The organism is Allobosea sp., from assembly GCF_035944895.1.
In the GTDB taxonomy this organism is placed as follows: Bacteria; Pseudomonadota; Alphaproteobacteria; order Rhizobiales; family Beijerinckiaceae; genus Allobosea.
Genome location: NZ_DASZAT010000010.1, coordinates 445,904 through 459,834, shown reverse-complemented (window position 1 = coordinate 459,834; position 13,931 = coordinate 445,904). Strand labels below are relative to the sequence as shown.

Sequence of the window (13,931 nt, the reverse complement as noted above, 5' to 3'; positions counted from 1 at the left end):
CGACAAGCCTAGAAGCGCGCTTCGCCTCCCGCAATCAGCCGAAGAGCGGACGCAGGCCGTCGAAGATCAGTTTCACGCCGACCGCGATCAGCAGCCAGTAGATGATGGTGTAGAAGCGCTCGGCCGGGACGCGCCGAACCAGCCAGACCCCCGCGATGGTCGAGAGGATCGCGACCGGCGCAAGTGCGGCCGAAGCCAGCAGGTTCTGCGAGCTGAACTGGCCGAGGATGAAATAGGGCAGCACCTTGATCCAGTTCATCAGCGCAAAGAACAGCGCGCCGGTGCCGACGAAGACCGCCGGCGGCAGGCGCTGCGGCATGGTGTAGATCTGGAAGGGCGGGCCACCGGCATGGGCGATCATGCTGGTGAAGCCGCAGATCGCGCCCCAGACGGTGCCCGCCGCGTAGTTGGCGGTGGTCTTTGGCTGGGCCGTCGCCTTGCCGGCGAGGAGGCGGCGCAGGGCAAAGCCGATCGAGATCACCCCGACGGCGAGGCCGACCATGGCGTCCGAGACCTTCGCCGCCAGCAGATAACCGGCGAGGACGCCGAGCAGCATGCCGGGGATGAGCGTCGCGAGGTTCCGGCGGTCGAAATCATGGCGATAGGACCATACCGAGACGACATCCTGGATGATCAGGATCGGCAGCATGATCGCCGCCGCCTGCACCGGCGAGACGATCAGCGCCATCAGTGGCAGCGAGAGCAGGCTCAAGCCCGAGAAGCCGCCCTTGGACAGCCCCATCAGGACGACGGCCGGGACCATGACGGCGAAGAAGGTGAGGTCGAAGGTCATGCAGGTCGAAAGGCCATGGCCTGGGCAAAGGCAGGAACGCGCGGGATGTGCAGCGCAGCCCATCCGGTTGCGCTGAAAGTCTGAGATCGCGGTGCTTGCACGCAAGCGGCGGACATGGGCACGATCCCGCGCCAAATCCGGCCCGCAGACGGCCAGCCCGGAGTTCAGCTCTAGGCCCAATGCCAGGCGAAGAGGAACGCTTTTCATGACTGCCAGCCATGCAAGCCGCTATGCTGAGATCTATGCCGCCTGGCAGCGGGACCCTGAAGCTTACTGGGCCGAGATCGCCGGGGGTATCGAGTGGATCAAGCCGCCGCAGCAGATCTTCGACGCGAGCGCCGGCATCTATGGCCGCTGGTTCCCCGACGCGAGCTGCAACACCTGCTTCAATGCGCTGGATCGGCATGTCCGCGATGGCCGCGCCGAGCAGACCGCGCTGATTTATGACAGCCCGGTCACCGGTACCAAGGCGAGCTACACCTATGCGCAGATGCTCGACGAGGTTTCGACGCTGGCGGCGGTGCTGCAGGACCAGGGCGTCGGCAAGGGCGACCGCGTCATCCTCTACATGCCGATGATCCCGGAGGCGGCCTTCGCCATGCTGGCCTGCGCCCGCATCGGCGCGGTGCATTCGGTGGTGTTCGGCGGCTTCGCGGCGAAGGAACTGGCGACCCGCATCGACGACGCCACGCCCAAGCTGATTATGACCGCGACCTGCGGCATCGAGCCGACGCGCGTGGTCGAGTACAAGCCGCTGCTCGATGCGGCGATCGATCTCGCCACGCATAAGCCCGACGCTTGCATCGTGCTGCAGCGGCCGCAGGTCGACGCCTCCATGCATGTCAGCCGCGACAAGAACTGGCGCACGCTCGTCGCCGCTGCGCGCGCGAATGGGCGGAAGGCAGAGTGCGTCGAGGTCACCGCGACCGACCCGCTCTATGTGCTCTACACCTCCGGCACCACGGGCAGGCCCAAGGGCGTCGTGCGCGACAATGGCGGGCACATGGTCATGCTGCTCGCGACCATGACGCAGCTCTACGACGTCAGGCCCGGCGAGGTGATGTTCACCGCCTCCGATGTCGGCTGGGTCGTCGGTCACAGCTATATCGTCTACGGCCCGCTGATCCAGGGCGCGACCTCGGTCCTCTACGAGGGCAAGCCGGTCGGCACGCCCGATCCCGGCGCCTTCTGGCGGGTGATCTCGGAGTACAAGGCCGTGGCGATGTTCACCGCCCCGACCGCCTTCCGGGCGATCCGCAAGGAGGACCCGCAGGCGACCTATCTCAAGGACTACGACCTCTCGCAGTTCCGCACGCTCTTCCTCGCCGGCGAGCGGGCCGACCCCGACACGCTGAAATGGGCCGAGGACGTCTTGAAGGTGCCGGTGGTCGACCATTGGTGGCAGACCGAGACCGGCGCCTGCATGGTCGGCAATCCGGTAGGGCTAGGGCTGCTGCCGATCAAGCACGGCTCGCCGAGTGTGCCGCTGCCGGGCTACGACATCCAGTGTCTCGACGAGGGCGGCAGGCCGGTGCCGGCCGGCACGATGGGCGCGATCGTGGCGAAGCTGCCACTGCCGCCCGGCGCGCTGCCGACGCTATGGCATGACGATGCCCGCTTCCGCAGCGCCTATCTCGAGACCTATCCCGGCTTCTACAACACTTCAGACGCCGGCTTCATCGATGCGGACGGCTATGTCTTCATCATGGGCCGCACCGACGACATCATCAACGTCGCCGGCCATCGGCTCTCGACCGGCGGCATGGAGGAGGTGCTGGCCTCGCATCCGGCGGTGGCGGAATGCGCCGTCGTCGGCATCAGGGACGCGCTCAAGGGCGAGCAGCCCTGCGGCTTCGTCGTGATGAAGGCCGGGGTGACGCAGTCGCCGGCCGAGGTCGAGAAGGAGCTGGTCGGGCTGGTACGCGACAAGATCGGCCCCGTCGCCGCCTTCAAGCTGGCGATCACCGTGGCGCGGCTGCCGAAGACCCGCTCCGGCAAGATCCTGCGCGCGACGATGAAGAAGATCGCCGATGGCGAGGACTACGCTGTGCCAGCGACGATCGAGGATCCGGCCGTGCTCGGCGAGATCGGGACGGCGCTGAAGGGGAGGGGATTGGGTTGAAGGCTCTCCCGATTATGCAGGGAAAGCACAGTTTTACTATGCGGCGGACGTGCAACTTTACGTTGCTTTAAGCAAAATCGCCCAAGATCGCAGGCTGTTATCCCGCCGGATCTGAAATGATGACGCCTCGCCCACGCGTCGGATTACTGGCCTTGGCGATCGGTGCGTTGCTCGCGCCGGTCGGCGTCGTCCTTGCTCCGCGCGACGGGGCTGTCGTCGTCGTGCTCGCCACGAGTTCCGCTATGGCCGCCGAAGCGGTGAGCCGGGCGGACGGCGTCATTCTCGCGCCGATCGGCCGCTTCGGCCTGCTGGCCCGTTCGGATATTCCCGGTTTCTCAGCGCGCCTCTATCAATCCGGCGCCGCGCTCGTCCTGGCAGGACTGGGCGGCGGCTGCTCCGGCCAGGCGCGCGATTCCCTCATCCCAGCGAGACGGTCCCCATGAGCCAGAGCCTCGAGACGTTCCGCCACGCCTTCGCCAGGCCGCTGATGACGGGGCAATGGCTGCTGGTGCTGGTGACCTGCGCCGTGGCCTGGTTCGCCGGTCACCCGGCGCTCGTCGCCATCGGGCTGGTCTCGATGCTGCTCGCCGTGGCGACGACCCTGGCCTGGCGCTCGGACGGAACAGGCCTGTCTACGCGCCTGATCTCGACCATCGCGGTCAATGGGCAGGTTGCGCTACTGGTCTTTGCCGCCGAGGGCACGCGCTACCAGATCGACATGCACATGGCCTTCTTCGCCGCGCTTGCGGTGATGACGGCCTGGTGCTGCTGGCGCTCGATCCTCGCCGCGACGGTGGTCGTGGCGGTGCACCACCTCGTGCTCAACTTCGTCTATCCCGCGGCTGTGTTCCCCGATGGCAGCGAATTCGCCCGCGTCGTCGTCCACGCCGTCATCCTGCTGGCCGAGGCGGGTGCGCTGATCTGGATCGCGCAACGGCTGGCGGCGGCTCTCAGCCAGGCGGACGAGGCAGCCTCGACGGCCCTGGCGAATCAGGAGCGTGCCGAAACGCTCCGGCATGACAGCGAAGCGAGCGAGACCGAGCGCGCCGCGGTCGAAGCGCATCTGCTCGAGGCCGTCGCCGGCGTCGTCGATGCGGCCAAGCGCGGCGATTTCTCGGCCAGGACCGTCCGCAGGGACGATCTCGGCCGGTTCAGCGCGCTGGTAAGCGGCATCGACGAGCTGACGCAGGCTTGCGAATCCTTCCTGGACGAGGCTGATCATGCGCTCTCGGCGCTGGCCGACGGCGACCTCAGCACGCGCATGTCGACCGGCTTCGAGGGACGGCTCGCCGCCGTCGCCGGCAATTTCAACCGCTCGGCCGAGGCGCTCGCCGGAGCGTTGGCGGCTGTGGCTGATAACGCTGCGCAGACGCGCAGCGCCGCCGACGACATCCTCTCGGCGACGCTCGATTTGTCGCAACGCGGACAGAGCCAGGCCAATGCGGTCCAGGACACCTCCAGCGTGATCGAGGAGATCGCGGCCACCGTCCGGCAGACCTCCGACATCGTCCAGGCCGCGGCGCGCAAGGCGCGTTCTACTGCCGATGATGCCGGATCGGGCGTCGTGGTGGCGGGCCGTGCAGTCGATGCGATCGACAAGATCGACCAGCAGGCGCGCCGGATCGTCGATATCGTCGAGGTCATGGACGGGCTCGCCTTCCAGACCAATCTCCTGGCGCTGAACGCCTCGGTCGAGGCGGCGCGGGCCGGCGAAGGCGGGCGCGGCTTCGCCGTGGTCGCGACCGAGGTCCGCCGGCTCGCCCAGCAATCTGCCGATGCGGCACGCGACGTCCGGGCGTTGATCAGTGAGACCAAGGTCCATGTCGACGAGGGGGTGAAGCTGGTGCGCGAGGCCGGTGCCAGCCTCAATGCGATCTCCGGCGAGGTCGAAGAGGTCGCGCAGGCTTTCGGCGAGATCAGCCGGGCGACGGCGGAGCAATCGCAGGGTGTCGGTGCGATCGAGCGGGCGCTGGCCGAGATCGACACGGCCACGCAGGATAATGCGCAGGCGGCGGAGCGCACCGCTGCGGCAGGGCGCGGCATGGCGGAGGCGGCTGAAGCGGTTACGAGACTGGCGGGCGGCTTCCGGTTCGAGCGCGGACAGGCCGGAGCTGTCCGACGCCGAGCGGCCTGAGCAAGGTCTCAGAATCCCAGTGCGGCGCCGTTCCAGCGCAATAGCCGCGCCGGCAATTCCAGCCGCATCAGGTCTTCGCCGACGATCAGCGGCCCAGTATAGCCGCCGGCCCGGACCTCGGCGAAGAGCGCCACAGTGTCGGCTCCCGGTGGGACGAGATGGGTCAGCGCCAGCGCCTTGACGTCGGCGCGCTTGGCGAGGCCGGCGACCACTGCCGGGGTCATGTGATAGCTCTGGACCGAGGCCACCGTTTCGGCCGAACGCACGCCGGCGGTCACCGGCATCTGGCTGTCGATGAAGACTTCGCAGACCAGAAGGTCGCAACCTTGCGCGGCCCGCTCGAGCGAAGGCGTCAGGCGGGTGTCGCCGGAAAAGACGACGCGGCTGCCATTGGCCGACAAGGACAGCCCGAACGCAGGCTCGACCGGCTTGTGATCGACGAGGAAGGCTTCGATTCCGAGGCCTTCCATGCCGGCGACAGGCCCTTCGCGCAATTCCTCAAACACGACCTCCAGGCCGGTCGCATCGGGGCGCTTCTCGAAGGCTATGCGCAAGGCACGCTCGCGGGCGAAAGCCTCGTATTGGCCACGCATATTGGCGAGTGCCGGAGCAGGCGCGAGCACGCGCCAGGGCCGGTTGCGGCCCTGATGCCAGGACGAGACGATCAGCTGATAGAAATCGACCAGATGGTCGGAATGCTCGTGGGTGACGATGAGCGCGTCGATCTGCGCTCCGGCATGGCCGGCGGCGATGAGGCGCTGGCTGACGCCGGAACCGCAATCGATCAGGACCTTGCTGCCGCCCGCCTCGACGAGATGGGCAGGGCCGGCACGGCGCAGGCTGACGGGCGGCGCGCCGCTGCCGAGGAAGCTGAAGGCGAGGTCCGTTGTCATCGTCGCTCGCCTCCAATCGTGGTCTGGTCAGCCGAACTCAGTAGCCGCCGTCGTCGTCCTCGTCGTCGGCCGGACGCTTGAGCTGCTTCAGCTTGGCGAAGACCGAATCGACGTCGATCTTCTCTTCGTCCTGCCGCTTCGGCCGGCTCATGTCGGCGAAGGGCTGCGAGGACGGCGCCGGCTCGGGCGCGGTGGTCTCTTCGGCCGGGAGCAGGGTCGAGCCGGGGTTCTGCAGGACCATGGCCGGGCGCTCCTTGGCGGCGCGGGCCACCTCGAAGTCGAGGTCGATCTGCGAGGTCAGGCCGAGGCTGACCGGGTCGATCGGCTGCAGCTGCTGGGTGTTCCAGTGCGTGCGGTCGCGGATCTGGGCGATCGTCGTCTTGGTCGTGCCGATCAGGCGGATGATCTGCGCGTCCTTGAGCTCGGGATGGTTGCGCAGCAGCCAGAGAATCGCGTTCGGGCGATCCTGGCGCTTCGAGACCGGGGTGTAGCGCGGGCCCTTGGTGCGCTTGATCTCCGGCACCTTGACCTTGCGCTCGGCGAGCTTGAGCTGGTGCGACGGGTTCTTTGCGGCGCGCTCGAGCTCCTCGCGGGTGAGCTGGCCGGAGGTGATCGGGTCGAGGCCCTTGATGCCGGCCGCGACCTCGCCGTCGGCGATGCCGCGCACTTCCAGCGGATGCAGTTTGCAGAACTCGGCGATCTGCTCGAAGGTCAGCGAGGTGTTCTCGACCAGCCAGACCGCAGTGGCTTTCGGCATCAGCGGCGTTTGTGACACGGGCCGTCTCCTGGAATGTCGCGGGCAATAGCTCTCGGGCGCAGACCGGCCGCCCCGGCCGGTCATCCAAATCATCGACGATGAGGAGGATGGCGCCTTATAGGCAAAGCCGGGAAGGCTGTCCAATCAATCCGATGGATCAGGTCGTCAGCACGATCTTGCCGATATGGGCGTTGCTCTCCATCAGCGCATGCGCTTGCGCAGCCTCAGCCAGCGGGAAGCGAGCGTGGATCACCGGCTTGCAGCGCCCCCTCGTCAGCAGCGGCCAGACCTTGTCCTCGAGCTCGCGCGCGATCGCAGCCTTCTCGGCAATCGTGCGCGGGCGCAAGGTCGAGCCGGTATGGGTCAGGCGCTTCATCATCAGGCGGCGGAAATCGACCTCGGCCTTCGGCCCGTTGAGGAAGGCGATCTGGACGATGCGACCGCTCTCGGCGGCGGCGTCGTAATTGCGGTTGATGTAGTCGCCGCCGACCATGTCGAGGATCAGGTCGACGCCGCGCCCACCGGTCGCGGCCTTCGCCGCCGCGACGAAATCCCCGGTGCGGTAGTTGATAGCGTGGTCGGCGCCGAGCGCGCGGCAGGCCGCGCATTTTTCGTCCGATCCCGCAGTCGCCAGCACGGTCGCGCCAAAAGCCTTGGCGAGCTGGATCGCGGTGGTGCCGATGCCCGAGGTGCCGCCATGCACCATGAAGCTCTCGCCCTTCTTCAGCCCGCCGCGCTGGAAGACATTGGTCCAGACGGTGAAATAGGTCTCGGGGAGGGCCCCGGCCTCCTCCAGCGACAGCCCGGCCGGGATCGGCAGGGCATTGTCCTCATGGACAACGGCATATTGCGCATAGCCGCCGCCGGCGACGAGCGCGCAGACCTGATCGCCGACCTCGTAGCGCGAGACGCCTTCGCCCAGAGCGACGATCCGGCCGGCGATCTCCAGCCCGGGAATGTCGGACGCGCCGGGTGGCGGGGCATAGCCGCCCATGCGCTGCAGCACGTCGGGCCGGTTGACGCCGGCGACCGCGACATGGACCAGGAGCTGGCCCGGGCCGGGCTGCGGCACCGGCCGCTGCTGGGCTTTGAGCACATCCGGACCGCCGGGGGCATCGAAGCCGATGGCGGTCATCATTGCGGGCAGGGCGGTCATGCGGAGTCTCCTCGCCTGTGGTGCTGGCGTTCGTGTCCGATTAAGCTCCCGCCCTCCGAGGATGCAAGGCGAGGCTACGATGGCTGGATTTCTCGATGATGATCGCCCTGCGCCGAAGCGGGCCCATGAGCTTGGGCAGGACCTGTCGCAACTCGCGGTCGCTGAACTCGACGAGCGAATCACGCTTCTGGAAGCGGAGATCGAGCGGCTGAAGGACGCGCGCGAGAAGAAGTCGGCCTCGCGCTCGGCCGCCGACGCCTTCTTCAAGAAGGCCTGAGGCGAAATCGCGACGGTCAAGACTGACAACGGACAGAGTGGCATTTCCACTCGCGGGTGAGTCCTTCCCGCCACGCGACAAGATGCGCCAGCGGATGAACGGATATTCATCTTCGCAGGGCGGGCCGAAGCGCCTATCCTGAGGACGTGAACAGAAGGCGGCCGAATGCCGCCCGCCCGCGCCGACGCAACGTCTCGGCCGGGGTCGCTTCCGACAATGACAACAGGTGGAAACGAGCGGAGAGACGGCTGCACGCCGCCCCCGATCGCGCGCCTGCCTTTCGACAGGAGACAAGACGATGCGCTTCGTCGCACTCGCCACGGCCTTGCTCGCCGCCATGCCGGCGCTCGCCGTCGAGGACACTGCCAGGATTGGACTGCGCGAGGATGGCGGCAAGCCGCTCGCCGCTTTCCAGCTCCGTTGGCCACAGACCATCGTGATCATGCAGGCGCCGGTCACGGTGCTCGGTGGCCACAGCATCGAGATCCGGCGCGAGATCGCGCCCAGTGTCAGCCTGGGAGGCACCTATCGCTATTCGCTCGGCGAGCGCTTCGTCAGCGAGCGTTTCGGCCTGAAGCTGACGGTGACGCGCTGAGGCTTTGGATTGCGTCAGGATCGTTCGAATTTGTCGCGTTTTCGGGCGGCGTTAACGGCCGCTTAACGATTCCAAAGTATGAATCGCATCATCCAGTTTGTCTGGATGTCGAGTGGCTCCTGCCCACTCTGTTTGACGCCTCCCTGTTGACCTTCGAGCCGCCTTCGGGGCGGCTCTTTTTTGTCTGCTGCCCGGATTGCCGGGCAGGGTGGGGCGTTCGACGGGCCGGACCATCGCACCGTTAACCTTAACGACACGTTACCACGGCGCCGACAGAGTGATGGCGTTATCCTTGCGATGTCCCGGCCAGTCCGGCGTCGCGTCCTTCGATCGCGCGCCACTGTGCCGATTGGAGACATGGGATGACCGATTTGACGATGCTGAGGCCCGAGGCCGACGATGGCGCGATCCCGTTTGCGCGCAGCTTCGTCAAGTCCGACGCGTTCATGCAGCTGTTCCGCGAGGGGATGGGGCTGGTCGAGGCCACCGCTTCCTATCTCGACGGGGAGGGGCGGGCCGAATCGGCCGCCCTGCCGCGCGAGGTCTCGCTGACCTATGCGACCGAGAGCATGCGCCTGACGACGCGGCTGATGCAGATCGCCTCCTGGCTCCTGGTCCAGCGCGCCGTCGCCGAGGGCGAGATGAGCGCGGATCAGGCGCGCAACGAGCACAACAAGGTGCGCATCGCCGAGCCGATGCTGCAGCCGAGCAGTGCCGAGGCGGCGCGCCTGCCGCAGCGCCTGCGCGACCTGATCGCCCACTCGATCCGCCTGCAGGAGCGCATCCGCAATCTCGACCAGCAGATGTCCGGCGCCGTTCGCCCCGCGCCGGTCAATCCGGTGCGCGGCCAGATCGAGAGCCTGCAGGCCCGGCTCGGCCTGCTGGGCTGATCGACGTGGCGTCATGCTCGGGCTTGACCCGAGCATCTCCGGCCGGATGAGGCTCTCAAGGCGCCTTCTCGTCACGAGATTCTCGGGTCTGCACTTCGCTACGCCCGAGAATGACGGCAAGCCCGACCGCGGCCTATCGTCGCCATGAATGCAAAAAGCCCGGCCGCGAGGCCGGGCTTCTTTGTCTGGGTTTCGGGCCGGAAGGCCCAAAAAACCCGAATTACTTCTTGCCGAGGGCGCCCAGCGCGCCGAAACGCGAGTTGAAGCGCGAGACGCGGCCGCCGCGGTCCAGCATGTGCTGGGTGCCGCCGGTCCAGGCCGGGTGGGTCTTCGGGTCGATGTCGAGGTTGAGGGTGTCACCCTCCTTGCCCAGCGTCGAACGCGTGAAGTATTCGGTGCCATCGGTCATGACGACCTTGATGGTGTGGTAGTCGGGATGAATGCCGGTCTTCATGGCGAAATCCTCAATTGTCGAAAAGCGGGTGGCCGGAACACGGCGCACATCGCCGGCTCTTCGAACAATTCGTATGAGCCTGTCGTGAAGTCGGCTGCCCATAGCGCAGCCGCGGCGACGGCGCAAGCTTTTCGGGATAGGTAAGCGTGGCGAACGAGAACAACGAAGACAAAAAGGCGCGGCCGGATTTCAGCGCGTTGCGCTCGTTCTGGCCCTATGCGCTGGCGCAGAAGCAGCGGATCGCCTTCGCGCTGGTCGCATTGATCGTCGCCTCGGTCGCGACCCTGGCGCTGCCCATGGCGGTCAGGCGCGTCATCGATGTCGGCTTCTCCGGCGGCGAGCAGCAGCTGGCGAATTCCTATTTCGCGATCCTGATCGGCGTCGTCGCCGTGCTGGCGCTGGCGAGCTCGTTCCGCTTCTACCTGGTGATGACGGTCGGCGAGCGCGTCGTCTCGCAATTGCGGGCCGACGTCTTCGCGCACCTGACCCGGCTCGAGCCGGCCTTCTTCGATGCCAGCCGGGCCGGCGACCTGGTCTCGCGCCTGACCGCCGACACCACCCAGATCAAGTCGACCTTCGCCTCGACCGCCTCGATCGCCCTGCGCAACGGCATCATGTTCCTCGGTGCGCTGGCGCTGATGGTCGCGACCAGCCCGCAGCTCTCGGCGATCGTGATCGGCGCGATTCCGCTCGTCGTGCTGCCGCTGGTCTTCTCCGGCCGCAGCGTGCGCAAGCGCGCCCGCGCCGCGCAGGACCGGCTCGCCGACGCCTCGGCCTTTGCCTCTGAGGCGATCGGCGCGATTCGGACCATGCAGTCCTTCGGCGCCGAACGCGCGACGGCGCAGCGCTTCCAGGGGGCGTCGGATGGCGCTTATGACGCTTCGCGCGACGCGACGCGTTCGCGCGCCTGGCTGTCCGGCATCGCGATCTTCCTGGTTTCGGCCAGCGTCGTGCTGGTGCTCTGGGTCGGCGCGACCGAGGTCTTCGCCGGGCGGATGAGCGGCGGGCGCCTGTCGCAATTCGTGCTCTACGCTGTGCTGGCGGCAAGCTCGCTCGGCCAGCTCTCCGAGGTCTATGGCGACATCTCGGCCGCAGCGGGTGCGGCCGGACGGCTCGGCGAGATCCTGGCGACCAAGCCTGCCATCGCCGCGCCGCCGCATCCCAAGGCGCTGCCGACACCGCCGGTCGGCGCGCTCGCCTTCGAGGGTGTTTCCTTCCGCTATCCCGGCCGCAGCAATCTCGCGCTCGCCGATCTCGATCTTGCGATCAAGCCGGGCGAGCGGGTTGCGCTGGTCGGTCCGTCAGGCGCCGGCAAGAGCACGGTGCTGCAACTGGCGCTGCGCTTCTATGACCCCTTCGCCGGCCGGGTCGTCGTCGATGGCGTCGCCGGGCCGGAAGCCGACCCGACTGACTGGCGCAGCCGTTTCGCGCTGGTGCCGCAGGAGCCGACCGTGTTCGGCGTCTCCGTCGCCGACAACATCGCCTATGGCCGCCCGAGCGCGAGCCGGGCTGAGATCGAGGAAGCCGCGCAACTCGCCGCCGCCGATGGCTTCATCCGGGCCCTGCCTGAGGGCTATGACACCATCATCGGCGAGCGCGGCGTCACCTTGTCGGGCGGCCAACGCCAACGCCTCGCCATCGCCCGCGCCGTGCTGAAGGACGCCCCGATCCTGCTGCTGGACGAAGCCACCTCGGCGCTCGATTCGGAAAGCGAGCGTGCCGTGCAGGACGCGCTCGACCGGTTGATGCAGGGGCGGACGACGCTGGTCGTCGCGCACCGCCTTGCGACCATCCTGTCGGCCGACCGCATCCTGGTGATGGAGGATGGACGCGTGGTCGAGGAAGGCACGCATGCCGCCCTCGTCGCCGAGGGCGGGCTCTATGCGCGCCTCGCTGCGCTCCAGTTTGGGCTGGAGGCGGCGTAGCTCCCTTCTCCCCTCGGGGGAGAAGGTCCCGGCAGGGGGATGAGGGCAGTACGACCGGGTGAGACGAAGGCAGGCTACGGCCCGTCCTTCCCTCATCCGTCAGCGCTTCGCGCTGCCACCTTCTCCCCCGAGGGGAGAATGTGAGCTTCCAGCAGCGCCGCGGCATCCAGCAGCCCACGCTTGCGTGCGATGTGCGCCGGCGTCAGCCCCTCCGCGTTGCGCACCGCCGGATCGGCACCAGCTCCCAGCAGGAACTCAACGAGATCGCAGGCGCTGGTGTCGTCGTCGGGCAGGCAGAATAGCGGCGGCTCGCCGGCCCGCGCCGGCGCATTGGCGAGCGTCGGCTCCTCGGCGAAGAGCGTTTCCAGCCGCTCGATCTCGGCGGCTTCGCACAGAGCCTGGATGTCGCGGCTGCGCGAGGCCAGATAGACCTGCACGGCGCTGGCGCCCTGATGCCTTGCCCAGCCGAGCGGGGTCGAGCCATAGGGACGCTCGATCGGATCGATCTCTGCCCCTGCTTTGACCAAGAGCGCGACGATCTCGATCGCATCGTTCCCGGCAGCTTCGTGCAAAGCGCGGACGCCATCGCGAGTCTGTGCATCCGGCGAGACGCCCAGGTGCAAGGCGAGTGCTGCGATCTCGGGCTTGCCTTGCCGGATCGCAACGAAGAGCGGCGCGGGGTTCAGTCGGAACTCCGGATTGCCCGCGAGCAGGCTATGGGCCTCGGTCTCGTCGCCGCGGGCGACCGCGGCGGTGAAGGCCTCTTGCCCATCGAGCTCGACCGGGCTCGCGCCATTGTCGACGAGCAGGCGCACGAGATCGCTGCGGCCGTCGAGCATGGCCTGCCTGACCAGGCTCTGCTTCGAATAGGCGTTGAGCGCCTGCGCGTTGGCGCCATGGGCGAGCAGCCAGGCGGCGCGCCTGGGCTGGCGTGGCACGGCATTGCCGAGCAGGTAGTCGAGCGGCGGCGCGGGCAATTCGCGGACGGGCTCATGCCAGCGCTGGGTTTCGCCGCGCTTCTCCGTCTCGTTCCAGAGCAGATCGAGCCAGGTGACGTCGTCGGCGCCGAGCGAGGAGTTGTAAAGCGCCTGGCCATTGAGCGGATCGGCGCCGTGCGCGATCAGCAACCGTGCCAACGCCTGCGCCTGCGGATGCGGCGGCTGGCTGTTCTCGCCGCCGCCGATGACACCGGTCAACGGGGTGAAATGGTTGGTGCCGTCGCTGAACAGCGCGTTCGGGTCGGCGCCATGGTCGAGCAGGAGCTGCGCGATCGTGACGGCGTTGCGGGACAGCTCCTCGCTCGGCAGGCGGGTGAAGGCGAGGCGGACGAGCGGCGTCCAGCCATCGAATCCGCTCGGCTTGTCCGCGAGTGCCGCATCCTTGCTGAGAAAGCCACGAACGGTATCGAGATCATGGGCGGCGACGGCTGTGTGGATGCTGTCGCTGATGATTTCCGGATGGCGTTCCAGCAGGCGCTGCGCCAGCGCGCCGCGCGCCGGCCGGTCGGCCTCGTACTCGCCCCAGCTTTGCGTGCCCGGCCTGACGCCGTAGCGCAGCGCCGATTTCTCCAGGAACAGCGCGACGAGCGCTGCATGGCCGCGGGCTGCGACCTCGCGCGCAGCGAGTTCCTGCTTCAACGCCGCCCAGTTGGCGAGGCCATAGTCGCGAGCGAGCGCGTGCTGGACCTCGCGCAGCTTCGGCGCGCCGGCATGGTTCGGGATCAGCTTGCGGAAGCGGGCAAGGGCCTCCGTGTCGCCGGCCTCGATCTCCTTCAGCCAGCGCTTGGCCTGACGGCGGACGGTTTCGAGGTTGGAACGGGGCGTGAGTTCGCGGGTGGGATCAGACATGGGTCTTCCTTCCGAGAAAAGCCTGATGTCCGCTCGACAGGCCGGAAGAAAGCGATGATGCGATGTCTTCGCTCAAGATATGGGTGGG

At 67.6% G+C, this 13,931-nt stretch carries 13 protein-coding genes; 7 read left to right on the top strand and 6 right to left on the bottom strand.

Annotation, left to right across the window (positions count from 1 at the left end; genetic code table 11):
• Positions 1-34: 34 nt before the first annotated feature.
• Positions 35-793 (bottom strand): sulfite exporter TauE/SafE family protein, encoded by a 759-nt coding sequence (locus VGV58_RS17850; protein ID WP_326875373.1) that lies wholly within the window; start codon positions 791-793, stop codon positions 35-37.
• A gap of 205 nt (positions 794-998) precedes the next feature.
• On the opposite strand from VGV58_RS17850, the gene VGV58_RS17845 reads away from it, so the two are divergent.
• The 3 genes from VGV58_RS17845 (at position 999) to VGV58_RS17835 (ending at position 5,049) form a co-directional block, all read left to right on the top strand.
• Positions 999-2,915 (top strand): propionyl-CoA synthetase, encoded by a 1,917-nt coding sequence (locus VGV58_RS17845; RefSeq protein ID WP_326875372.1) that lies wholly within the window; start codon positions 999-1,001, stop codon positions 2,913-2,915.
• Positions 2,916-3,067: 152 nt separating this feature from the next.
• A complete protein-coding gene (locus VGV58_RS17840) occupies positions 3,068-3,358 on the top strand; it encodes a hypothetical protein (protein WP_326875371.1) in 291 nt (96 codons plus the stop codon).
• Entirely contained in the window at positions 3,355-5,049 is a 1,695-nt protein-coding gene (locus VGV58_RS17835; RefSeq protein ID WP_326875370.1) for a methyl-accepting chemotaxis protein, read from the top strand. Before VGV58_RS17840 ends, VGV58_RS17835 begins: the two co-directional genes overlap by 4 nt.
• A gap of 8 nt (positions 5,050-5,057) precedes the next feature.
• On the opposite strand, the gene VGV58_RS17830 is transcribed toward VGV58_RS17835, so the two are convergent.
• The 3 genes from VGV58_RS17830 to VGV58_RS17820 form a co-directional block, all read right to left on the bottom strand.
• Positions 5,058-5,942 (bottom strand): MBL fold metallo-hydrolase, encoded by an 885-nt coding sequence (locus VGV58_RS17830; RefSeq protein ID WP_326875369.1) that lies wholly within the window; start codon positions 5,940-5,942, stop codon positions 5,058-5,060.
• A 37-nt stretch (positions 5,943-5,979) separates the two neighbouring features.
• Complete coding sequence (locus tag VGV58_RS17825) at positions 5,980-6,717, bottom strand: DUF1013 domain-containing protein (RefSeq protein WP_326875368.1); 738 nt, start codon at positions 6,715-6,717, stop codon at positions 5,980-5,982.
• Between the two features lie 139 nt (positions 6,718-6,856).
• Positions 6,857-7,855, bottom strand: coding sequence for an NAD(P)H-quinone oxidoreductase (locus tag VGV58_RS17820; RefSeq protein ID WP_326875367.1), 999 nt, complete (start codon positions 7,853-7,855; stop codon positions 6,857-6,859).
• 79 nt (positions 7,856-7,934) lie between these two features.
• On the opposite strand from VGV58_RS17820, the gene VGV58_RS17815 reads away from it, so the two are divergent.
• From VGV58_RS17815 to rcdA, 3 genes are all read left to right on the top strand, one after another.
• Positions 7,935-8,132, top strand: coding sequence for a DUF1192 domain-containing protein (locus VGV58_RS17815; protein WP_326875366.1), 198 nt, complete (start codon positions 7,935-7,937; stop codon positions 8,130-8,132).
• A gap of 298 nt (positions 8,133-8,430) precedes the next feature.
• The gene (locus VGV58_RS17810; RefSeq protein ID WP_326875365.1) at positions 8,431-8,727 is read left to right on the top strand and encodes a hypothetical protein; all 297 of its coding nucleotides are present in this window, start codon (positions 8,431-8,433) and stop codon (positions 8,725-8,727) included.
• A gap of 362 nt (positions 8,728-9,089) precedes the next feature.
• On the top strand, positions 9,090-9,617 hold the full coding sequence (rcdA, locus tag VGV58_RS17805; RefSeq protein WP_326875364.1) for a protease adaptor protein RcdA: 528 nt from the start codon (positions 9,090-9,092) through the stop codon (positions 9,615-9,617).
• Positions 9,618-9,837: 220 nt separating this feature from the next.
• On the opposite strand, the gene rpmE is transcribed toward rcdA, so the two are convergent.
• Complete coding sequence (rpmE, locus tag VGV58_RS17800; RefSeq protein WP_066471911.1) at positions 9,838-10,071, bottom strand: 50S ribosomal protein L31; 234 nt, start codon at positions 10,069-10,071, stop codon at positions 9,838-9,840.
• A gap of 146 nt (positions 10,072-10,217) precedes the next feature.
• On the opposite strand from rpmE, the gene VGV58_RS17795 reads away from it, so the two are divergent.
• Positions 10,218-11,996: an ABC transporter transmembrane domain-containing protein gene (locus VGV58_RS17795; RefSeq protein WP_326875363.1), complete on the top strand. Its 1,779-nt coding sequence runs from the start codon at positions 10,218-10,220 to the stop codon at positions 11,994-11,996.
• Positions 11,997-12,088: 92 nt separating this feature from the next.
• Here the strand turns inward: VGV58_RS17795 and VGV58_RS17790 are convergent, their stop codons facing one another.
• Positions 12,089-13,843 carry an ankyrin repeat domain-containing protein gene (locus tag VGV58_RS17790; RefSeq protein WP_326875362.1) on the bottom strand — a complete coding sequence of 585 codons (1,755 nt, stop codon included), beginning with the start codon at positions 13,841-13,843 and terminating at the stop codon, positions 12,089-12,091.
• Positions 13,844-13,931: the final 88 nt, after the last annotated feature.

Bases quoted from the DNA above. Each gene is read 5' to 3' on its own strand.
- rcdA (WP_326875364.1), top strand. From the start codon at position 9,090: ATGACCGATTTGACGATGCTGAGGCCCGAGGCCGACGATGGCGCGATC.
- VGV58_RS17815 (WP_326875366.1), top strand. From the start codon at position 7,935: ATGGCTGGATTTCTCGATGATGATCGCCCTGCGCCGAAGCGGGCCCAT.
- rpmE (WP_066471911.1), bottom strand. From the start codon at position 10,071: ATGAAGACCGGCATTCATCCCGACTACCACACCATCAAGGTCGTCATG.
- VGV58_RS17820 (WP_326875367.1), bottom strand. From the start codon at position 7,855: ATGACCGCCCTGCCCGCAATGATGACCGCCATCGGCTTCGATGCCCCC.
- VGV58_RS17790 (WP_326875362.1), bottom strand. From the start codon at position 13,843: ATGTCTGATCCCACCCGCGAACTCACGCCCCGTTCCAACCTCGAAACC.
- VGV58_RS17830 (WP_326875369.1), bottom strand. From the start codon at position 5,942: ATGACAACGGACCTCGCCTTCAGCTTCCTCGGCAGCGGCGCGCCGCCC.
- VGV58_RS17835 (WP_326875370.1), top strand. From the start codon at position 3,355: ATGAGCCAGAGCCTCGAGACGTTCCGCCACGCCTTCGCCAGGCCGCTG.
- VGV58_RS17850 (WP_326875373.1), bottom strand. From the start codon at position 793: ATGACCTTCGACCTCACCTTCTTCGCCGTCATGGTCCCGGCCGTCGTC.
- VGV58_RS17845 (WP_326875372.1), top strand. From the start codon at position 999: ATGACTGCCAGCCATGCAAGCCGCTATGCTGAGATCTATGCCGCCTGG.
- VGV58_RS17810 (WP_326875365.1), top strand. From the start codon at position 8,431: ATGCGCTTCGTCGCACTCGCCACGGCCTTGCTCGCCGCCATGCCGGCG.